Here is a 19,949-nt window from a genome sequence, read left to right as displayed (position 1 = left end):
ACCCCGTACAGTGGCGAAAGAAAACGATACTCAGGGCGTAACGGCATGTAGAGATCGCGGAAAATCTGTCTGGTTTGATCGGTCGTCATCAGCTAAAACCTTGGATGATGTTTTTTAACTTGAGCGCCGCCTGGTGGATTTGTTGTTGCTCATCCTGATTGGGCATCAGCGACAGCGGCGTAAAGACGCCGTCGCGCAGAGCCAGCGGCCAGGACATGAACACGCCCAGTTCCGGCAGCCAGACCGAACCGCAGCAGGGGGTTTCGTCCCGTTGGATGATGCGCTCAAGCAAGATAAGAATGGAGGCGGCCGGGCCATATTTAGGAGGGCGCCGCATTTTGTGAAATATGTCCAACCCTTGATTGCGGGTATCGGTGACGATTTGCGCCAGCGCCTGCGCCGAAAGTAGCTGGTTCAGCGGTCCCTCGTCGGTTGTTACCTGGCTGAGCAAGGGCACCAACCCGGCGCCGTGCTCGCCGCAGACTGTCAGGCTACGCGCGTCGATGCGCTGCATGTCGATCCCGGAAATGCGGCAGATGCTTTTCAGCAGCCTGGCGGTGTTGTGCGCGGCGCCGATGCCTATCACCCGGCAGCGAGAGTCGAGCAGGATTTTATCGATGTAATAGCTGATGCTATCCACCGGATTGACCGCATTGATGATGTGACAGCCGGGAGCAATGAAGGGTTTGGCTCGGCTAAAAATGGCCTCGCTGAGCCGTACGTGATCGTCCAGCAACGCCTGGCGGTCATGCATCGGAAAGGTTGAAGGCACGCCATAGCAACAGAGGATCACGTCAGCCCCGTCGATGTGGCGGTAGTCATCCGTCACAACAATCTTGGGTAAAGACGTTCGGTTATGGCGTGAGAAGAGCGCTTCCGCCAGCAGGCCATCAAGAATATCTTCGCAAACGGCTGAATACTTTTCGGTATTTCGGCAGATGATCACGACTTCATTGACGCTGCCACGTCGCTCGGTCGTACTTAACAGCGCGTTTAGCGTCTCTTGCCCAATGCCGCCGAATCCCAATAAAACAATTTTCATGACCGCTCCTGATGACCTGCCCGGCTTATGCTTCGATCAGTTCGGCCAGTCTTGCATACTGCTTCTCAACCATACTCCACCCTTTATCGAGTACGGCTTTGACACGCTGGAATTGTTCTTCGGTCATCCCCTTGAAGAACGCTTTATCCACTTCTTGATGATCGCCATCGAATTCGGAGTGATCCTCGAAATGGTTCTGTTTGCTCGGATCGAACACGTGTTTGATGTTGTTATAGAACACGAAAGCCGAACCTTCGATGACAAAGTGCACCAGGATAGCCTGTTCCAGATTATCCAGCGTGATCATCTGGTGGTTGAACCAGATGCACAGTGCTTCAAAGATCGCGTCTTCGCGAACCTGGAGGTTGTCGCGGCTGTTGCGCAGCACCTCGTCATGGCCGAATTCTTCTTTCAGATGTTCACTGAAGAAACGCGAGAAGCGAACGTCTTCACACAGTGCGCTACGCAGCAGCACCATTTTTTGGAACTGATCGGACAGGATCTGCAGGTAGTCCAGGAACAAGGATTTTTTCGCCTCGGAGAACGTTTTATCCTTGGCGAATGCGGTAAAGATCGGGTTGTCCTGGTAGCGCTCGATGTAGCGGGCGTTATGCGCTTTAAGCTGATGGTAGTAAGCGTAGGGATCTTGATCGAAAGTCACCAGCGGCTTGCTGGGATCTTCATAGAGCCCGCGCTCCTCAAACTGGATTGACAGCCCCCAGTAGCCGTTGTCGCCCGCGCCGATGAAGCCGTGATCCGCGCCTGGCGGAATGCAGATGACATCGCCTGGAACGGCCCGGCGGTCAACGCCGTCTCCCAGCAGGATCGCTTCCCCTTCACAAATGATATACAGCGAAGATATTGGATGAACATGCACATCCAGCTTTTCGTTTTTCGCCAGACGCACCCAGCTTACTGCCAGGCGTGCCTGTTCGGGAATAAAGCGGTTCATTTCCTCATTGGCGCGGAAATTCTTCACTTCGCCCAAAAGCTTCTCAATCCCGTTTTCCTTAATGCTTTTTATGGTTTCCATGTCAGCACGGTGGTACAGGGAAAACACGGGCTTACGGTCGTATTCAGTTACATGGCTCATTAAGACATTACTCATCTAAGTCAATAAAAAGGATAAATAAAAAGAGAAAAAGAGCGCGCTGCATTCGATCGACGGCGACAATAGCACGGGCTATCACCGAGCGGATGTGATCGGGGTCAAGCTTTGTAATTAATACGTTAATTTTGTTAAAGCTTATGGCATGTGAAAATGCGATGGATTGAGTTTTTCCCTTGCAAATATTTATTTGTAAGCTATGAGTTAATAGTTTTTTGTTTAAAAACAGTTTGTTATGTTTTATGTGGTGATGTGGGTGGAGGGCTGGATGAATGTGAAGAGAAAGTTATCTGTGAAGATTTGATTCTATTTTGCGCGGTTGAACGAAAAAATCAGGCGGGCGCGAGAAAAGAAAAAGGCCGGTGATTAACCGGCCTTTTGTCAGACGATGCTGCGTGGCTGCCTTAGGTTTCCTGCAGACCCAGCTTCTTCTCCAGATAGTGGATGTTGGTGCCACCGTGCTGGAAGTTTTCGTCGTTCATGATCTTCTGCTGCAGCTCAACGTTGGTTTTGATGCCGTCGATGATCAGTTCAGCCAGGGCGTTTTTCATGCGGGCGATTGCCACGTCACGGTTTTCGCCGAAGGTGATCAGTTTGCCGATCATGGAGTCATAGTACGGCGGTACGGTATAACCGGCGTAGATATGAGATTCCCAACGCACGCCGAAACCGCCTGGCGCGTGGAAGCGGGTGATCTTGCCCGGGCTCGGCAGGAAGGTATTCGGATCTTCGGCGTTGATGCGGCATTCTACCGCGTGGCCGTGGATCTTCACTTCTTCCTGTTTGATCGACAGCGGCTGACCGGCAGCGATGCGCAGCTGCTCTTTGATCAGATCCACGCCGGTGATCATTTCGGTAACCGGGTGCTCTACCTGAATACGGGTGTTCATTTCGATGAAATAGAACTCGCCGTTTTCATACAGGAACTCGAAGGTGCCCGCACCGCGGTAGCCGATTTCCACGCAGGCTTTCGAGCAGCGCTCGCCGATGTAGCGGCGCATTTCGCTGGTGATGCCCGGCGCCGGCGCTTCTTCGACCACTTTCTGGTGGCGGCGCTGCATGGAGCAGTCGCGCTCGGCCAGATAGATGGCGTTGCCCTGGCCGTCGGCCAATACCTGAATCTCGATGTGACGCGGATTCTCCAGGTATTTTTCCATGTACACCATGTCGTTGTTGAAAGCCGCTTTGGCTTCCGCTTTCGTCATGTTGATGGACTGCTCAAGGTCTTTGTCGCTGCGCACCACGCGCATGCCGCGACCGCCGCCGCCGCCGGAGGCCTTGATGATCACCGGATAACCGATGCGCTTGGCGAAGGCACGGTTTTTATCCATGTCGTCGGTCAGCGGGCCGTCGGAGCCCGGCACGCATGGCACGCCGGCTTTTTTCATGGCGTTGATCGCGGAAACCTTGTCGCCCATCAGGCGGATGGTTTCGGCTTTCGGGCCGATGAAGATGAAACCGGAGCGTTCAACCTGCTCGGCGAAGTCGGCGTTCTCGGACAGGAAGCCGTAGCCCGGGTGGATCGCCACCGCGCCGGTGATTTCCGCCGCCGAGATGATGGCCGGGATGTTCAGGTAGCTTTTTACCGATGGCGCAGGACCGATGCAGACGGTCTCGTCGGCCAGCAGCACGTGTTTCAGATCGCGGTCGGCCGCGGAGTGAACCGCAACGGTCTTGATGCCCAGTTCTTTACAGGCACGCAGGATGCGAAGCGCGATCTCGCCGCGGTTGGCGATAACAATTTTATCAAGCATGGGGGCGCCTCGTTATTCGATGACGACCAGCGGCTCGTCATATTCGACCGGCTGGCCGTTTTCCACCAGGATGGCTTTCACGACGCCGGACTTGTCCGCTTCGATCTGGTTCATCATTTTCATGGCTTCAACGATGCACAGGGTATCGCCGGCGTTCACTTTTTGGCCCACTTCCACGAAGGCTTTCGCGTCCGGGCTTGGGGTGCGGTAGAAGGTGCCTACCATTGGGGAACGAACGACGTGGCCACTCACGGCCGCCGGTGCTGCAGGGGTTTCTGCCGCAGGCGCGGTGGCAACGGCGGTAGCCAGGGCTGGCTGCTGCTGTGCCGGCATCGCGTAAGCCTGCTGCATGACGGGATAAGCCTGCGCCGGTGCGGCACGGCTGATGCGAACCGATTCTTCGCCTTCAGAGATTTCCAGTTCAGAAATGCCTGATTCTTCAACCAGTTCGATCAGTTTCTTGATTTTACGAATATCCATGAGTGTGATTCCGTACTCTTTTTGTGGAGCAATTAGTGGGTTTTCGACAGACGGTTAACCGCTGCCTGTAAAGCGAAAGCGTAGCCATCCGCGCCGAGGCCGCAAATCACGCCTACCGCTACGTCTGAGAGATAAGAGTGATGGCGGAAAGGTTCGCGGGCGTGCACGTTGGACAGGTGGATCTCGATGAACGGGATCTGCACCGCCAGCAACGCATCGCGCAACGCCACGCTGGTGTGCGTGAACGCCGCCGGGTTTATCAGAATGAAATCGGTGTTGCCGCGCGCCTGATGGATGCGATCGATCAGCTGATGCTCGGCGTTGGACTGCAGATGGCTCAGGGTAATATCCAATGCGGATGCCTGGTTTTCCAATCCGTTAACAATCTCTGTCAGCGTCGTGCTGCCGTACTTCTCCGGCTCACGCGTCCCCAGCAGATTGAGATTGGGGCCGTTCAGAAGCAAAATGTGAAACTTATCCGCCATTGTGCTGGTATCTCCGGCAATAAAACCATCATCGTAGAAAATAACCCGATGTTACCGATTTGTCACCTGTTAAGGGGCAAATTCACCCTGAGAACAGAAACAAGGTCGGGCATTATAACGATATCGTAGCAATTCGCAGCTAAATACTGGTCTTATCAGCGAAGATATTCAACCCCAAATCGACCAACTCGGGGTTCCGTGACAGGAATATGAGCGCTGGAACACAGAAAAAGTTCCCGCCGGCGGCGTGCGTTTTTCAACGATAATCACGCGCGCCGCCGCGCGATTCAGCGCCACCAGGCGCGGAATTTCTTGTAGCGCAGGCCCAACAGCGCCACCGCCAGCAGCGCGTAAATGAACGGCTGGGGGGAAAAGGTTTTGACCGACCACAGGTAGTGGATGGGGGCGAGGATCGCCGCCAGATAGACGAAATTGTGCAACGTTTGCCATTTGGCGCCCAGTTTGCGCATTGCCCACAGCGTCGAGGTAGCCGCCAGCGCCAGCAGGATCAGCCAGGTGAGGATGCCGAGCGTCAGATAAGGGCGGTTCACCAGCTCGCTGCCCAGCAGGCCGAGATTGCTCAGCCCCAGCTCCAGCGTGGAGTAGCTTATCAGGTGCAGCGTGCCCCAGGCAAAACACCACAGCCCCACCAGACGGCGGCAGCGGATCAGCAGCGGCTGGCGGGCGTAGCGCGCCAGCGGGGCGATCATCAGCGTGGCCAGCAGCAGTTTCAGCGTCATCCTGCCGGTAAAATGCTGGATGTCCTTGGACGGATCGGCGCTGAACCAGCCTTGATCCACCGCCAGTACCAGCCAGAGAAAGGGTAAAAACGCCGCCAGATGCAGGGCGGCTTTCAGCCATTTGATGTGAACAGGCGTCAGGCGCACTTAGAAATTCTCCCGCAGATCCATGCCGCGATACAGCGACGCCACCTGATCGGCATAGCCGTTGAACAGCAGCGTCGGTTGGCGTTTGACGTCGAGAATGCCGCCGGAGCCGATGAAGCGCTCGGTGGCCTGCGACCAGCGCGGATGATCGACGTGCGGATTCACGTTGGCGTAAAAACCGTACTCGTTCGGCGCGGATTGGTTCCAGGTGGTCGGCGGCTGATCGCGCACCAAACGGATATGCACGATCGATTTGATGCCTTTGAAGCCGTATTTCCACGGCGTGATCAGTCGCAGCGGCGCGCCGTTTTGCGGCGGCAGGGTTTTGCCGTACACGCCGACGGTCAACAGCGCCAGCGGATGCATCGCCTCGTCCAGCCGCAGCCCTTCGACGTAGGGATATTTCAGGCCGCCGCCGATAAAGCGATCTTTCTGGCCGGGCATCTGCTCCGGATCGTACAGCGTCTGGAAGGCTACGTAACGCGCGTTGCTGTTCGGTTCGGCCAGCTTGAGAAGCTTGCCCAGCTCGAAACCGATCCACGGCACCACCATCGACCAGGCCTCGACGCAGCGCATGCGGTAAATGCGCTGCTCCAGCGGGAAACGCTTCATCAGATCGTCGATATCCAGCGTTATCGGTTTCGCCACTTCGCCGTCGATGCGCACTTTCCAGCCTTCGGTTTTCAGCCCGCCGGCGTTGGCGGCCGGATCGGCTTTGTCGAGGCCGAACTCATAGAAGTTGTTGTAGCCGGTCACCTTGTCTTCCGGCGTCATCGCCAGCTGCGCCTGCCAGGCGGCCGGTTTGCTGAATGCCAGCGCTTTGCCCGGCGGCGCCTTGGGGCGATCGTTGCCCTTGAACCACGACAGCAGGTCCGCCCGCGCGCCGGTAGGCAGCGCCAGCGTAGCGGCGCTGATGCCGAGCGCCTGCAGCACCTTGCGCCGCTGGTGGAACACGCTCTCCGGCGTGACGTCGGCCTCGGTCAATTTCAGGTGTTTGTTCATGCTTATGTTCTCCGCGACTGATTCCCGCCGCCTGTAAGCGGCAAACGGGTCTCCATGAAATAAGCATGGCGCTAAAGCCGGCCGGAAGCGAGGGGGCGCGGGAAAATATGAAATTTCGCAGAAGCGGGAACTCCCCCCCGTCGCCGAGGGGAGAAGGTCAGCGGATTTTCACCAGGGTGCGGCCGGTGATTTGGTTGTTCAGCAGCGCGGCGGCGGTGGCCGGCGCCTGCTCGAGGGCGATTTCGTGTGTGGCCTGCTGATAGAAGCTGTCCGGCAGAATGCCGGCCAGCCGTTCCCAGGCGGTTTGGCGGCGATGCAGCGGTGTATGCACTGAATCCACGCCCTGCAGGCGCACGTTGCGCAGAATGAACGGCATCACGGTGGTCGGCAACTGATAACCGCCCGCCAGGCCGCAGGCGGCGACGGTGCCGTTATAGTTCATTTGCGCCAGCACCCGCGCCAGCAGTTTGTCGCCGACGGTGTCCACTGCGCCGGCCCACAGCTGTTTCTCCAGCGGGCGCGGCGTGTCGATATAGCCATCGCGCGACATCACCTCTTTGGCGCCGAGCGCTTTCAGGTACTCGGTATTGCTGTCGCGGCCGCTGATGGCGGTCACCCGGTAACCCAGCGCCGCCAGCAGGGCGATGGCGGTGCTGCCCACGCCGCCGCTGGCGCCGGTGACCAGGATATCGCCGTCGTCCGGGTGCACGCCGCCTTCCTCCAGCGCCATCACGCACAGCATGGCGGTAAAGCCGGCGGTGCCGATGATCATCGCCTTGCGCTCATCCAGCCCGTTCGGCAGCGGCACCAGCCACTCACCGGAGACGCGCGCCTGCTCGGCCAGGCCGCCCCAGTGGTGTTCGCCCACGCCCCAGCCGGTGAGCACCACGCTTTGCCCCTCTCTGAAGCGATCGTCGCGGCTGTGGCGCACGGTGCCGGCGAAATCGATGCCCGGCACCATTGGGAAGTTGCGCACGATCTTGCCTTTGCCGGTGATCGCCAGCGCATCCTTATAATTTAGGCTGGACCAGTTGATGTCGACGGTGACATCGCCTTCCGGCAACCGATCGCTGCCGATATCTTTGATATGAGCCAGAGTTTGGTCGTCTTGTTGTTCCAATAACAGTGCACGCATGTCACTCTTCCTCTCGTTTACACTTTTCTATCAATGGTTGAATCACATTTATTTGACTATATCCATAATAAGCGGCCCAAGTCCTGATAAAGGACAAAAACGGCGCTTGCAGGTTTTATTCCTCGGCAAGGCTTGTTAGGGTTGGACAGCCCCTTTTGGCTACAGGGGCACACTCACTTAACCATAGCGGACAAGGCACAGGGATGCGATTTACCACCAAACTCTCTGCATTGATCACTCTGCTGGTCGCACTGGCGATGTTTTTGATGCTGATGGGATGCTCATACAGCTTCTTTTACGTTACCCAGGATCGCCAGGAGCGCCGCTTTGATTCGCTGGCCACCTCTATCGATCAAGCCATGTTGCATGAATCGCCGCGCGATCAGGAGAAGTGGTTGCCGATTGTCATGCGCCCGCTCGGCATTGTGTCGATCCGCGTAGAGGCCGGGACCAGCCAACTGCTCGACTATAAATTGCCGACGCTGAAAAAAGAGCCCTGGGATGCGCTGAACGGCTATCGTCAGGTCTCGCGCCCCCTGTTGCAGCACCCGGGCAGCACGCTGTACATCACCTACCTCGATCCCTTCGCCAGCGACGTGCGTACGCTGCAATCCACCGCCGCCGTCACGCTGTCGATCGTCGTCATGGTGGTGATTTTGCTGTTCAGCCTGCGCTGGCTGCGTGAACAGGCCGACGGCGAAGATCGTCTGGAACGCCGCGCGCGGCGCATTCTGAACGGCGAGCGTGAAAACGTCATGCAGGGCGACGTGCGTGAGTGGCCGGCCAACGTCAGCAGCGCGCTCGACCGCCTGCTGGCCGATCTGGCGGAAGCGCGGGAAGAGCGCAGCCGGGTCGATACGCTGATCCGCGCCTTCGCCGCGCAGGACGCCAAAACCGGGCTGAATAATCGCCTGTTCTTCGATAACCAATTGACCACTCAGCTGGAAGATGAAGGCTCGCACGGCATCGTGATGATGGTGCGGCTGCCCGATTTCGAGACCCTGCGCGAGACGCACGGCAGCGTGGCGGTGCAAGAACTGATGTATTCGCTGGTCAACCTGCTGTCTACCTTCGTGATGCGCTACCCGTCGGCGCTGCTGGCGCGCTACTTCCACAGCGATTTTACCGTGTTGTTGCCGCATCGAACCCTGAAGGAGGCCGACGGCATCGCTTCACAGCTGGTCAACGCCATCGATGCCTTGCCTTCCACGGCGCTGATCGATCGCGAGGCCTTCCTGCACATCGGCATCGTGGCGTACCGCAGCGGTCAAACCACCGAGCAGGTGATCGACTATGCGGAGCAGGCGACGCGCCACGCTACGCTGCAGGGCGAAAACGGGTGGTACGTGTACGACAGCCAGGTGCCGGAAAAGGGGCGCGGCAGCGTCAAGTGGCGCACGCTGCTGGAACAGGTGCTGGCGCGCGGTGGCCCGCGGCTGTATCAGAAACCGGCGGTGACCGTGGAAGGCGAGGTGCACCATCGCGAGATCATGAGCCGGATCTATGACGGCACCCAGGAATTGCTGCCGGCGGAATATATGCCGCTGGTGCAGCAGCTGGGGTTGGCGGAGAGCTACGATCGCCAACAGGTGAGCCGCATCATTCCCTTGTTGGCACAGTGGCCTGAGGAAACGCTGGCGTTTCCATTGTGCGTGGACTCAATTTTGCAGCGCTCTTTCCAGCGCTGGCTACGCGATACGCTGTTGCAATGTGAAAAAAGTCAACGTCGGCGAATTCTGATTGAACTTGCGGAGGCAGATGTGTGTCAACATATCGACCGTTTGCGTCCGGTGCTGAGGCTGTTGTCAGGGCTGGGCTGCCGCCTTGCGGTGTCCAAAGCGGGTTTAACCGTGGTCAGTACGTCCTATATCAAGTCGCTGCAGGTGGAGATCGTCAAGCTCCACCCGGGGTTGGTGCGGAGCATCGATAAGCGGGACGAAAACCAGCTGTTCGTGCAGAGCCTGACCGGCGCCTGCGCGGGTACGCGCGCGCAGGTGTTCGCCGCCAGCGTACGCACGCGCAACGAGTGGCAGACGCTGAAAGAGCGTGGGATCCATGGCGGGCAGGGTGACTTTTTCGCGTCGCCGGAACCGATCGACGCGGGGCGTAAAAAATATTCACGTCGTTATCGCGTTTAAGCTGATTGCCGGACAAAAATTGACGTAGAATGAGCGCCGGATCCATCTGGGCCATGTCACCTGTCATTTTGGAGTTTTCTCCAATCTGCCTGCGACAAAGACGCCTATTTGAGATAGGCTCTTGTCAGCTTTTATCTGGCTGACGTTGGTAGGTGCTTACCACCGGCGGCAATCAGGGAATATGTTAGATTTTATGAGCTGTGTTACGCCGTTTCGTGCGTTGACAGGGTGGTAAACTGAGCCTTTGTTCAGGGAATTCAGGCCTCATCCAATTTCCGTGCATTCGAGCAGAAACAATACAGACTATTTTTCACCGAAGTAGAACGTTTTTGCGCCTTGTCGCTGCTTCGTGTGGTTGGTAAAGTAGGCGGATTTTATTTTCCGCCCCCAGCTTGCAGGATTATCCTTTCGTTATGTTTAAGAAATTTCGTGGCATGTTTTCCAACGACTTGTCCATCGACTTGGGTACCGCCAATACCCTGATTTATGTTAAAGGGCAAGGCATCGTACTGAATGAACCTTCGGTGGTTGCCATTCGTCAGGATCGTGCCGGCTCCCCAAAGAGCGTTGCGGCCGTCGGTCATGACGCCAAACAGATGCTGGGCCGCACCCCCGGCAATATCGCGGCTATTCGCCCGATGAAAGACGGCGTGATCGCCGACTTCTTCGTGACCGAAAAAATGCTGCAGCACTTTATCAAACAGGTTCACAGCAACAGCTTCATGCGCCCAAGCCCGCGCGTGCTGGTCTGTGTGCCGGTCGGCGCGACCCAGGTTGAACGCCGCGCTATCCGCGAGTCCGCCCAAGGGGCCGGCGCGCGCGAAGTGTTCCTGATTGAAGAGCCGATGGCGGCGGCGATCGGCGCAGGTCTGCCGGTCTCCGAAGCGACAGGCTCCATGGTGGTGGATATCGGTGGCGGTACCACTGAAGTGGCGGTGATCTCGCTGAACGGCGTGGTGTACTCCTCTTCCGTGCGCATCGGCGGCGACCGCTTCGATGAAGCCATCATCAATTATGTGCGCCGTAACTACGGCTCGCTGATCGGCGAAGCGACCGCCGAGCGCATCAAGCACGAAATCGGTTCTGCCTATCCGGGTGACGAAGTGCGCGAAATCGAAGTCCGCGGCCGTAACCTGGCCGAAGGCGTGCCGCGCGGCTTTACCCTGAACTCCAATGAAATCCTCGAAGCCCTGCAAGAGCCGCTGACCGGCATCGTCAGCGCGGTGATGGTGGCGCTGGAGCAGTGCCCGCCAGAATTGGCCTCCGACATTTCCGAACGCGGCATGGTATTGACCGGCGGCGGCGCGCTGCTGCGCAACCTCGATCGCTTGCTGATGGAAGAAACCGGCATCCCGGTCGTAGTGGCGGAAGATCCACTGACCTGCGTGGCGCGCGGCGGCGGCAAGGCGTTGGAAATGATCGACATGCACGGCGGCGATTTGTTCAGCGAAGAATAGTCAGCCCCTGGAAGGAGGAATCGTATCGGATGAATGCGCACAGCGAGAATCGGGTACGGTTCCTCTTTCTGTTGTCGAGGAACTCGCATAATTTATGAAGCCGATTTTTAGCAGGGGGCCTTCCCTGCAACTGCGACTTTTTTTGGCGGTGATTGCGGCCATTGGCCTGATCGTTGCCGACAGCCGGCTCGGCACGTTCGTGAAGATACGCAACTACATGGACACCGCAGTCAGCCCTTTCTATTTTCTGGCCAACGGGCCGCGTAAAGTTTTGGACAGCGTGTCAGAGACGCTGGCCACCCGCCAACAGCTGGAGCTGGAAAACCGCGCTCTGCGGCAGGAACTGCTGCTGAAAAACAGCGATATTCTTCTTCTTGGCCAATTCAAGCAGGAAAACGCCCGCTTGCGCGAGCTGCTGGGTTCTCCGCTACGTCAGGACGAACACAAGATGGTCACCCAGGTGATCTCCACCGGTTCCGATCCGTATAGCGATCAGGTGGTGATCGACAAAGGGTCGGACAACGGCGTCTATGAAGGCCAGCCGGTGATCAGCGACAAGGGCGTGGTCGGTCAGGTGGTGGCGGTGGCGAAAGTCACTAGCCGCGTGCTGCTGATCTGCGACGCCTCGCATGCGCTGCCGATCCAGGTGCTGCGCAACGATATTCGGGTGATCGCCGCGGGCAGCGGCTGCGCCGACGATCTGCAACTGGAGCATCTGCCGAACAACACCGACATCCGCGTTGGCGACGTGCTGGTCACCTCCGGCCTCGGCGGCCGCTTCCCGGAAGGGTATCCGGTGGCGGTGGTCTCCTCGGTCAAGGTCGACAACCAGCGTGCTTACACTGTGATTCAGGCGCGGCCGACCGCCGGTCTGCAGCGCTTGCGTTACCTGTTGTTGCTGTGGGGCGCCGATCGCAACGGCGACATGCCGCTGCCGCCGGACGAAGTGCACCGCGTGGCCAATGAACGCCTGATGCAGATGATGCCGCAGGTGCTGCCGCCTGCCGGTTCCGTCGGGCCACAGCTGCCGGCTCCGGCCACCGGAGTGGCGCCGCAAACCACGGCACCGGCCTCTGCTCAGCCTCAGGTTCAGCCCGCGGCGGCGGGGGTGGTGCAATGAACAGCTACCGCAGCCACGGGCGCTGGATAATCTGGCTGTCGTTCCTGGTGGCGTTGGTGCTGCAAATCATGCCGTGGCCTGAGCAGATCTACATGTTCCGGCCTTCCTGGCTGGTGCTGATCCTGATCTACTGGGTGATGGCTTTGCCACATCGGGTCAACGTCGGCACCGGCTTCGTGCTGGGGCTGATCATGGATCTGATCCTCGGTTCCACGCTGGGCGTGCGCGCGCTGGCGCTGGGCATCATCGCCTATCTGGTGGCGTTCAAATTCCAACTGTTCCGCAATATGGCGCTGTGGCAACAGGCGCTGATTGTCGTGCTGCTGTCGCTGTCGATGGACGTGGTGGTGTTCTGGGCTGAGTTTTTAGTGATCAACGTCTCTTTCCGCCCAGAGGTGTTCTGGAGTAGTGTGGTAAACGGCATTTTGTGGCCGTGGTTATTCCTGTTGATGCGCAAAATCCGCCGTCAGTTTGCCGTACAGTAAGGGTATATCAATGACTTCGCTTTATCTGGCCTCCGGCTCCCCACGTCGACGTGAACTGCTGACCCTGCTGGGCGTGTCGTTCGACATTCTGCTGACGCATACCGAAGAGCAGCGCCGGGAAGGCGAAGCCGCAGAAGCCTATGTGCGCCGCCTGGCGCAGGACAAGGCCAAAGCGGGCGTGGCGCTGGCGCAGGAAGATCGGCCGGTGCTGGGCGCCGACACCATCGTGGTGCTCAACGGCCGGGTGCTGGAGAAGCCGCGCGACGAAGCCCATGCGGCGGACATGCTGGCGGCCCTGTCCGGCAAGCAGCATCAGGTGATGACGGCAGTGGCGATCGCCGATCGCCACGACGTGCGTTGCCAGCTGGTGGTGACCGACGTGACGTTCCGCAGCCTGTCACAACAGGATATCCGCGACTATATTGCTACGGGCGAACCGATGGATAAGGCGGGCGCCTATGGAATTCAAGGAAAGGGTGGTTGTTTCGTCAGAACGATAACCGGGAGTTATCACGCAGTGGTCGGTCTGCCGCTGGTCGAAACACATGAGCTGCTCAGTAATTTTGTCGCATTACGTGATGTAAGAACCGGTTGATGGGCGCTGCCATTATCGACCGGCTCTGAGGAGAAGGCATGACAGCTGAGCTACTGGTTAATATCACACCGTCTGAAACGCGGGTCGCCTATATCGATGGCGGCATTCTGCAAGAGATCCATATCGAACGCGAATCCAAACGCGGCATCGTCGGCAATATCTATAAAGGGCGCGTCAGCCGCGTCCTGCCGGGCATGCAGGCGGCGTTCGTCGACATCGGCCTGGACAAGGCCGCCTTCCTGCACGCCTCTGACATCATGCCGCATACCGAATGTGTCGCCGGCGACGAGCGGAAAAACTTCCACGTGCGCGACATCGCCGAGCTGGTGCGCCAGGGGCAAGACCTGATGGTGCAGGTGGTGAAAGATCCGCTTGGCACCAAGGGCGCGCGTCTGACCACCGATATCACGCTGCCTTCGCGTTATCTGGTCTTCATGCCGGGTGCGGCGCACGTCGGCGTGTCGCAGCGCATCGACAGCGAAGCCGAGCGCGAGCGCCTGAAGGCGATCGTGGCGCCGCACTGCGACGAGCTGGGCGGCTTTATCATCCGCACCGCGGCGGAAGGCATCGGCGAGGAAGAGCTGGCGCAGGACGCCGCATTCCTCAAACGGCTGTGGACCAAGGTGATGGAGCGCAAGAAGCGCAACCAGACCAAATACAAGCTGTACGGCGAGCTGGCGTTGGCGCAGCGCATCTTGCGCGATTTCGCCGGCGCGGCGCTGGATCGCATCCGCGTCGATTCGCGGCTGACGCACGATCTGCTGGTGGAGTTCACCGGCGAGTACATCCCGGACATCACCAACAAGCTCGAGCTCTATACCGGCAGCCAGCCGATTTTCGATCTGTACGATGTGGAAAACGAGATCCAGCGTGCGCTGGAGCGCAAGGTGGAGCTGAAGTCCGGCGGCTATCTGATCATCGATCAGACCGAGGCGATGACCACGGTCGACATCAACACCGGCGCCTTCGTCGGCCACCGCAACCTCGACGAAACCATCTTCAATACCAACATCGAGGCGACGCAGGCCATTGCGCGCCAGCTGCGGCTGCGCAACCTGGGCGGCATCATCATCATCGACTTTATCGATATGAACAACGAAGAGCATCGCCGCCGGGTGCTGCACTCGCTTGAGCAGGCCTTGAGTAAAGATCGGGTAAAAACCACGATCAACGGCTTCTCTCAGCTAGGCTTAGTTGAAATGACGCGTAAACGAACGCGTGAAAGCATTGAACATGTGCTCTGTCACGATTGTCCTACTTGCAATGGGCGCGGCACCGTGAAAACGGTGGAAACCGTGTGCTACGAGATCCTGCGCGAGATTGTGCGCGTGCACCATGCTTACGATTCCGATCGCTTCCTGGTGTACGCCTCTGCGGCGGTCGGCGAAGCGCTGAAGAGCGAAGAGTCGCATGCGCTGGCTGAAGTGGAGATCTTCGTCGGCAAACAGGTGAAGGTGCAGATCGAACCGTTGTACAGCCAGGAGCAGTTCGACGTCGTCATGATGTAGCCCGCCCGACATCGATAGGGGCTCGGCACGCCGGGCCCGTCAGTGCATAGATATTCCCGTTGCCAGGCAGCGGAGCAAGGAGAACTGCGTGAGGCGACTGCCTGGGATTTTGTTAGCAACAGGCGCCACCCTAATCGTGATTGTGGCGCTGCTGATCAGCGGGCTGCGCCTGATGCTGCCGAAGCTGAACGACTACCGTCCCCAACTGCTGGCGCAGGTGGAGAAGCTGTCCGGCGTGCCCGTGCAGATGGATTTCCTACAGGGCAGCTGGGAAACCTTCGGCCCGCAGCTTGAAGTGCGTAATCTGAGCGTTACGCTGCCCAAAAGCGATGTGCATATCGAGCGCGTGACGCTGGCGCTGGATGTGTGGCAGTCGCTGTTGCACTGGCGCTGGCAGTTCCGCGATCTGACCTTCTATCAATTCCGGCTCGATTTGAACGCCACGCTGGGCGGCGATCGGCAGGGCGATGGCCTTGAACCCGGTAAAATCAGCGATCTGATGCTGCGCCAGCTCGACCATTTCGATCTGCGCGACAGTCGTATTTCATTCCTGACGCCCGCCGGCGCGCGCGCCGAATTCGACATTCCCCAGCTGACCTGGCTCAACGGCCGCGATCGCCACCGCGCCGAGGGGCAGATCAGCCTGTCGACGCTGAACGGCCAACACGGCGTGGTGCAGCTGCGCATGGACCTGCGCGATAATCAGGGCCTGCTGGACACCGGCACGGTCTATCTGCAGGCCGATAACATCGACATGAAACCCTGGTTTACCCGTTGGCTGCGTGCCAACACCGGGCTGGAAAGCGCCGACTTCAGCCTGGCTGCCTGGCTGCAGGTGCAGAACGGCGAGATCGCCGGCGGTCATGCGTTGCTTAAGCAGGGGGCAGCCAACTGGAATACCGGCGCCGCGCAGCACCGGCTGGACGTGGACAATCTGGCGCTGTCGCTGCGCCGCCAGGGCACAGGGTGGCAGCTCGACGTGCCGCAGCTGCGGTTGAGTACCGACGGCCAGACCTGGCCGCAGGGCGCGCTTTCCGCCCTGTGGCTGCCGGAAAACACCGAATTCATGGGGCCGGCGCAGAATGAAGAGCTGCGGGTGCGCGCGACCAATATTCAGCTGGAGCGCCTGTCGGCGCTGCTGCCGACCTTCTCGTTCCTCAGCCCGGACGTGCTCGAGCGCTGGAACGATCTGCAGCCGCAGGGGCAGGTGGCAGCGCTGGCGCTGGACATCCCGCTCAAGCAGCCGGAAAAGAGCCGGTTCCAGGCGCTGTGGCGCGATGTCAGCTGGCAGCGTTGGGAACTGCTGCCCGGCGTCAACCACTTCTCCGGTGCGCTGAGTGGCGGGGTGGAGAATGGCCGCCTGACGCTGGGGCTCACCGACAGCACCCTGCCTTACGGCGACATGTTCCGCGCTCCGCTTGAAATCAACAGCGCGCGCGGCGCGCTGACCTGGCGTTACAACGATCAAGGGTGGGAGCTGGCGAGCCAGGGGCTGGACGTCAAGGCGAAGTCGCTGTGGGTCAACGGTGATTTCCGTTATCAGCAGCCGGCCAAGGGCGATCCGTGGCTGAACATTCTGGCGGGCATCCGCCTGTATGACGGCGCCGACGCCTGGCGCTATTTCCCGGAGCCGTTGATGGGCAAGCATCTGGTGGACTACCTGAGCGGCGCCATTCAGGGCGGCCAGGTGGATAACGCCACGCTGATTTATTCCGGCGATCCGCAGCACTTCCCGTATCGTAAAAACGAAGGGCAGTTTGAAGTCTTCGTACCGCTACGTCACGCCACCTTCCAGTTCCAACCGGGCTGGCCGGCGCTGACCGATTTGGCGATCGATCTCGATTTCGCCAACGAGGGATTGTGGATGCATGCGCCGCAAACCCGATTGGGTAAGGTGGCGGGTAAAAATATCAGCGCGGTGATCCCGGATTACCTGAAAGAGCGGCTGCTGATCGATGCCGAAGTCGCGGGTGCGGGCAGCGACGTGCATGACTACTTCATGCAGACGCCGTTGCACGATTCGCTCGGGGCGGCGCTGGAGCAGCTGCAGATTGGCGGTGATGTCAGTGGGCGCTTACATCTTGATATTCCCCTGGACGGCGAGCAGGTCAGAGCCACCGGCGAAGTGGCGCTGAACAACAATTCGTTGCTGATAAAGCCGCTGGACAGCGAACTGCAAAAGCTCAGCGGCAAGTTCCGCTTCGACAACGGCAACCTGCAGAGCGACACCCTGTCGGCCAACTGGTTCGGGCAGCCGGTGGCGGTCAACTTTTCCACGCAGGAAGGCGATCGCGATTACAAGATCAATGTCGGCCTGAAGGGCGACTGGCAGCCGGGCAAGTTCCCCGGCCTGCCGACAGAGGCTGCCGCTGCGCTCAGCGGCAGTGCGCCCTGGCAGAGTCAGGTGGCCATCACGTTGCCGCATCAGGGCTCGGCCAGCTACGATATCGGCCTGGACGCAGACCTGAAGAAAGTGAGCAGTCACTTACCTTCACCGCTGGACAAGGCGCCGGGCGAGGCGTTGCCGGTGAACGTCAAGGTTAAAGGTGGTCTTAACGGCTTCACGTTGACCGGCAGCGCGGGTAAGCAGAACCGCTTCAACAGCGAATGGAACTTCGACAAAAAACAGGTGAATCTGGCGCGTGCCGCCTGGCAAACCAACGGTGGCGGCAGCCCGCCGCTGCCGGCCGGCAAATCGATGACGCTGAACCTGCCGGCGCTGGACGGCGAGCAGTGGCTGGCGCTGCTGGCGCCGGCGCTGAAACAGGGCGGCGGCAGCGGTCAGGTGGGCGGTTTCAGCTTCCCCACCACCGTGGCGCTGACCACGCCGCAGCTGCTGTTGGGCGGCCAGGCCTGGCATAAGCTGACGCTGTCGGCCGAAAAACAGCTTGGCGCTACCCTGGTGAGCGCCAAGAGCGACGAAGTGGACGGCAGCCTGCGGGTGGCCGATCGCGGGCCGTGGCGCGCCGATATCAACTACCTGTATTACAACCCACAGTTCGCCGAGACGAAAAACGCGGCGGGCGCGCCGTCGCCGTCGACCGAGAAAGTTTCCTTCCGCGACTGGCCTTCGCTGATGCTGCGCTGCAAGTCGTGCTGGGTGCTGGGGCAGAACCTCGGCAAGGTCGAGGCGGATCTGACTAATCGGGGGGATACCCTGACGCTGGATCACGGCCTGGTCGATACAGGTAAAGGGCGTATGAGCGCCACCGGCCTGTGGAAACAAAACGCGCAGGAAGAGCGCAGCTCGCTGAAAGGCAAGCTGCTCGGCGGCAAGATTGATGAAACCGCCGCCTTCTTCGGCATCACCATTCCGCTCAAAGGGGCGCCCTACGACGTGGATTTCGATCTGTACTGGCATGGCACGCCGTGGCAGCCGCGGGTCGATACGCTGAGCGGTGCGTTGCAGGTCAAAATGGGCAAGGGCGAGATCGACAGCATGGGCGGCGGCCGCGCCGGTCAGCTGCTGCGGCTGGTCAGCTTCGACGCCCTGCTGCGCAAGCTGCAGTTCGACTTCAGCGATACCTTCGGCAAAGGCTTCTACTTTGATTCCATCCGCAGTACCGCCTGGCTGAAAGATGGCATAATGCATACTGATAATCTATTGATCGACGGCCTGGCGGCGGATATCGCTATGAGCGGCCAGATCGATTTGGCGCGCCGCCGCATCGATATGGAAGCGGTGGTGGCGCCGGCGATTTCGGCGACCGTCGGCGTGGCCACGGCGTTTGTCGTCAACCCGATCGTCGGCGCGGCGGTATTTGCCGCCTCGCAGGTGCTGGGGCCGCTGTGGAGCAAGATTTCGCTGATTCGCTATCATATCGGCGGCGATCTCGATCAGCCGAAGATCAATGAGGTACTTCGTAAGGCAAAGGAGGATAAGGCGTCATGAGGAATGCTAACGTTGCGTTGTTGCAGTTGTGCAGTGGCGATCAGGTGCGCGATAACCTGGCCCAGATTGAACAGCAGATCAAGCAGCTCAATGCCGGGGTAAAACTGGTCATGACGCCGGAGAACGCGCTGCTGTTCGCCAACTCCGCGGCCTACCGCCAACAGGCGGAAAAACAGGGCGATGGCCCGCTTCAGAACGCGGTGCGCGAGTTGGCGCGCCGCTATGGGGTGTGGTTGCTGGTGGGCTCGATGCCCTTGATCAGCCGCGAAAACCCGGAACTTATCACCACCAGCAGCCTGTTGTTCGACGAGCAGGGCGAGATCCGCGCCCGCTATGACAAACTGCACATGTTCGATGTGGATATCAACGATGCGCACGGCCATTACCGCGAGTCGGATACCTACCAGCACGGGCAGCACCTGACGGTGGTGGATACGCCGGTCGGGCGTTTGGGCATGACCATATGCTACGATCTGCGCTTCCCTGCGCTGTTCCAGGCGCTGCGGGCGCAGGGCGCCGAACTGATTTCGGTGCCGGCGGCATTTACCCGGGTCACCGGCGAGGCGCATTGGGAAATCCTGCTGCGCGCCCGGGCGATCGAAAACCAGTGCATGATCCTGGCGCCGGCGCAGGTGGGGCGCCACGGGCCGACCCGTCGCACCTGGGGCCACACGCTGGCCGTCGACGGCTGGGGCAAGGTGCTGGCCGAGAACCCGGACGCCGTGGCGGCACTGAAGGTGCGCGTGGACGCCACAAGCCTGAAAAATATTCGTGCGCAGATGCCGGTGCTGCAGCACAACCGATTCCAGACGTCGCTGACGGCGCCGTCTGACAAGCTATCCTCCAATCAAGAGTGAAACC

17 protein-coding genes are annotated in these 19,949 nt (G+C 59.5%); 9 read left to right on the top strand and 8 right to left on the bottom strand.

Annotated features, from left to right (window positions below):
- Nucleotides 1-88: 88 nt before the first annotated feature.
- Together ACJ8PN_RS14810 and ACJ8PN_RS14805 are read right to left on the bottom strand one after the other, a co-directional pair.
- Nucleotides 89-1,042 carry a lactate/malate family dehydrogenase gene (locus ACJ8PN_RS14810; RefSeq protein ID WP_015379200.1) on the bottom strand — a complete coding sequence of 318 codons (954 nt, stop codon included), beginning with the start codon at nt 1,040-1,042 and terminating at the stop codon, nt 89-91.
- 25 nt (nt 1,043-1,067) lie between these two features.
- On the bottom strand, nt 1,068-2,135 hold the full coding sequence (locus ACJ8PN_RS14805; protein ID WP_004936880.1) for a cupin domain-containing protein: 1,068 nt from the start codon (nt 2,133-2,135) through the stop codon (nt 1,068-1,070).
- Nucleotides 2,136-2,303: 168 nt separating this feature from the next.
- Between ACJ8PN_RS14805 and ACJ8PN_RS14800 the strand changes: the two genes are divergently transcribed.
- Nucleotides 2,304-2,516: a hypothetical protein gene (locus ACJ8PN_RS14800; RefSeq protein ID WP_351109529.1), complete on the top strand. Its 213-nt coding sequence runs from the start codon at nt 2,304-2,306 to the stop codon at nt 2,514-2,516.
- A gap of 38 nt (nt 2,517-2,554) precedes the next feature.
- Here ACJ8PN_RS14800 and accC read toward each other — a convergent pair whose 3' ends face one another.
- The 6 genes from accC to acuI all read right to left on the bottom strand — a co-directional run bounded on the left by accC (nt 2,555) and on the right by acuI (nt 7,893).
- Nucleotides 2,555-3,904 (bottom strand): acetyl-CoA carboxylase biotin carboxylase subunit, encoded by a 1,350-nt coding sequence (gene accC, locus ACJ8PN_RS14795; RefSeq protein WP_004936886.1) that lies wholly within the window; start codon nt 3,902-3,904, stop codon nt 2,555-2,557.
- A gap of 12 nt (nt 3,905-3,916) precedes the next feature.
- Nucleotides 3,917-4,384, bottom strand: coding sequence for an acetyl-CoA carboxylase biotin carboxyl carrier protein (accB, locus tag ACJ8PN_RS14790; RefSeq protein ID WP_004936889.1), 468 nt, complete (start codon nt 4,382-4,384; stop codon nt 3,917-3,919).
- 32 nt (nt 4,385-4,416) lie between these two features.
- Nucleotides 4,417-4,869: a type II 3-dehydroquinate dehydratase gene (gene aroQ / locus ACJ8PN_RS14785; protein WP_004936891.1), complete on the bottom strand. Its 453-nt coding sequence runs from the start codon at nt 4,867-4,869 to the stop codon at nt 4,417-4,419.
- Between the two features lie 287 nt (nt 4,870-5,156).
- Complete coding sequence (msrQ, locus tag ACJ8PN_RS14780) at nt 5,157-5,756, bottom strand: protein-methionine-sulfoxide reductase heme-binding subunit MsrQ (protein ID WP_004936895.1); 600 nt, start codon at nt 5,754-5,756, stop codon at nt 5,157-5,159.
- Nucleotides 5,757-6,758 carry a protein-methionine-sulfoxide reductase catalytic subunit MsrP gene (gene msrP / locus ACJ8PN_RS14775; protein ID WP_103086066.1) on the bottom strand — a complete coding sequence of 334 codons (1,002 nt, stop codon included), beginning with the start codon at nt 6,756-6,758 and terminating at the stop codon, nt 5,757-5,759.
- Between the two features lie 157 nt (nt 6,759-6,915).
- Nucleotides 6,916-7,893: an acrylyl-CoA reductase (NADPH) gene (gene acuI / locus ACJ8PN_RS14770; protein WP_351109532.1), complete on the bottom strand. Its 978-nt coding sequence runs from the start codon at nt 7,891-7,893 to the stop codon at nt 6,916-6,918.
- Between the two features lie 203 nt (nt 7,894-8,096).
- Here acuI and csrD point away from each other — a divergent pair, with 203 nt between their 5' ends.
- From csrD to nit1, 8 genes are all read left to right on the top strand, one after another.
- Nucleotides 8,097-10,031: an RNase E specificity factor CsrD gene (gene csrD / locus ACJ8PN_RS14765; RefSeq protein ID WP_351109534.1), complete on the top strand. Its 1,935-nt coding sequence runs from the start codon at nt 8,097-8,099 to the stop codon at nt 10,029-10,031.
- A 413-nt stretch (nt 10,032-10,444) separates the two neighbouring features.
- The gene (gene mreB, locus ACJ8PN_RS14760; protein WP_003855260.1) at nt 10,445-11,488 is read left to right on the top strand and encodes a rod shape-determining protein MreB; all 1,044 of its coding nucleotides are present in this window, start codon (nt 10,445-10,447) and stop codon (nt 11,486-11,488) included.
- 94 nt (nt 11,489-11,582) lie between these two features.
- Nucleotides 11,583-12,608 carry a rod shape-determining protein MreC gene (gene mreC / locus ACJ8PN_RS14755; protein WP_028127540.1) on the top strand — a complete coding sequence of 342 codons (1,026 nt, stop codon included), beginning with the start codon at nt 11,583-11,585 and terminating at the stop codon, nt 12,606-12,608.
- A complete protein-coding gene (gene mreD, locus ACJ8PN_RS14750) occupies nt 12,605-13,093 on the top strand; it encodes a rod shape-determining protein MreD (RefSeq protein WP_004936918.1) in 489 nt (162 codons plus the stop codon). Before mreC ends, mreD begins: the two co-directional genes overlap by 4 nt.
- Before the next feature lie 10 nt (nt 13,094-13,103).
- Nucleotides 13,104-13,688, top strand: coding sequence for a Maf family protein (locus tag ACJ8PN_RS14745; protein WP_004936921.1), 585 nt, complete (start codon nt 13,104-13,106; stop codon nt 13,686-13,688).
- A gap of 38 nt (nt 13,689-13,726) precedes the next feature.
- Nucleotides 13,727-15,196 (top strand): ribonuclease G, encoded by a 1,470-nt coding sequence (gene rng / locus ACJ8PN_RS14740; RefSeq protein ID WP_004936922.1) that lies wholly within the window; start codon nt 13,727-13,729, stop codon nt 15,194-15,196.
- An 88-nt stretch (nt 15,197-15,284) separates the two neighbouring features.
- Nucleotides 15,285-19,088 carry an AsmA2 domain-containing protein YhdP gene (gene yhdP, locus ACJ8PN_RS14735; RefSeq protein WP_442535027.1) on the top strand — a complete coding sequence of 1,268 codons (3,804 nt, stop codon included), beginning with the start codon at nt 15,285-15,287 and terminating at the stop codon, nt 19,086-19,088.
- Nucleotides 19,085-19,945 (top strand): deaminated glutathione amidase, encoded by an 861-nt coding sequence (nit1, locus tag ACJ8PN_RS14730; protein ID WP_171454825.1) that lies wholly within the window; start codon nt 19,085-19,087, stop codon nt 19,943-19,945. The genes yhdP and nit1 overlap by 4 nt, the downstream gene beginning before the upstream one ends.
- The last annotated feature ends 4 nt before the right edge of the window (nt 19,946-19,949 follow it).

The sequence above is a fragment of the Serratia sp. CY76391 genome (genome assembly GCF_052166695.1).
Taxonomy (GTDB): domain Bacteria; phylum Pseudomonadota; class Gammaproteobacteria; order Enterobacterales; family Enterobacteriaceae; genus Serratia; species Serratia nematodiphila.
The sequence above is the reverse complement of the archived record's forward strand: the minus strand, read 5'-3'. Positions and strand labels throughout refer to the sequence as shown.

Bases quoted from the DNA above. Each gene is read 5' to 3' on its own strand.
- ACJ8PN_RS14810 (WP_015379200.1), bottom strand. From the start codon at position 1,042: ATGAAAATTGTTTTATTGGGATTCGGCGGCATTGGGCAAGAGACGCTA.
- ACJ8PN_RS14805 (WP_004936880.1), bottom strand. From the start codon at position 2,135: ATGAGCCATGTAACTGAATACGACCGTAAGCCCGTGTTTTCCCTGTAC.
- ACJ8PN_RS14800 (WP_351109529.1), top strand. From the start codon at position 2,304: ATGCGATGGATTGAGTTTTTCCCTTGCAAATATTTATTTGTAAGCTAT.
- accC (WP_004936886.1), bottom strand. From the start codon at position 3,904: ATGCTTGATAAAATTGTTATCGCCAACCGCGGCGAGATCGCGCTTCGC.
- accB (WP_004936889.1), bottom strand. From the start codon at position 4,384: ATGGATATTCGTAAAATCAAGAAACTGATCGAACTGGTTGAAGAATCA.
- aroQ (WP_004936891.1), bottom strand. From the start codon at position 4,869: ATGGCGGATAAGTTTCACATTTTGCTTCTGAACGGCCCCAATCTCAAT.
- msrP (WP_103086066.1), bottom strand. From the start codon at position 6,758: ATGAACAAACACCTGAAATTGACCGAGGCCGACGTCACGCCGGAGAGC.
- acuI (WP_351109532.1), bottom strand. From the start codon at position 7,893: ATGCGTGCACTGTTATTGGAACAACAAGACGACCAAACTCTGGCTCAT.
- csrD (WP_351109534.1), top strand. From the start codon at position 8,097: ATGCGATTTACCACCAAACTCTCTGCATTGATCACTCTGCTGGTCGCA.
- mreB (WP_003855260.1), top strand. From the start codon at position 10,445: ATGTTTAAGAAATTTCGTGGCATGTTTTCCAACGACTTGTCCATCGAC.
- mreC (WP_028127540.1), top strand. From the start codon at position 11,583: ATGAAGCCGATTTTTAGCAGGGGGCCTTCCCTGCAACTGCGACTTTTT.
- mreD (WP_004936918.1), top strand. From the start codon at position 12,605: ATGAACAGCTACCGCAGCCACGGGCGCTGGATAATCTGGCTGTCGTTC.
- ACJ8PN_RS14745 (WP_004936921.1), top strand. From the start codon at position 13,104: ATGACTTCGCTTTATCTGGCCTCCGGCTCCCCACGTCGACGTGAACTG.
- rng (WP_004936922.1), top strand. From the start codon at position 13,727: ATGACAGCTGAGCTACTGGTTAATATCACACCGTCTGAAACGCGGGTC.
- nit1 (WP_171454825.1), top strand. From the start codon at position 19,085: ATGAGGAATGCTAACGTTGCGTTGTTGCAGTTGTGCAGTGGCGATCAG.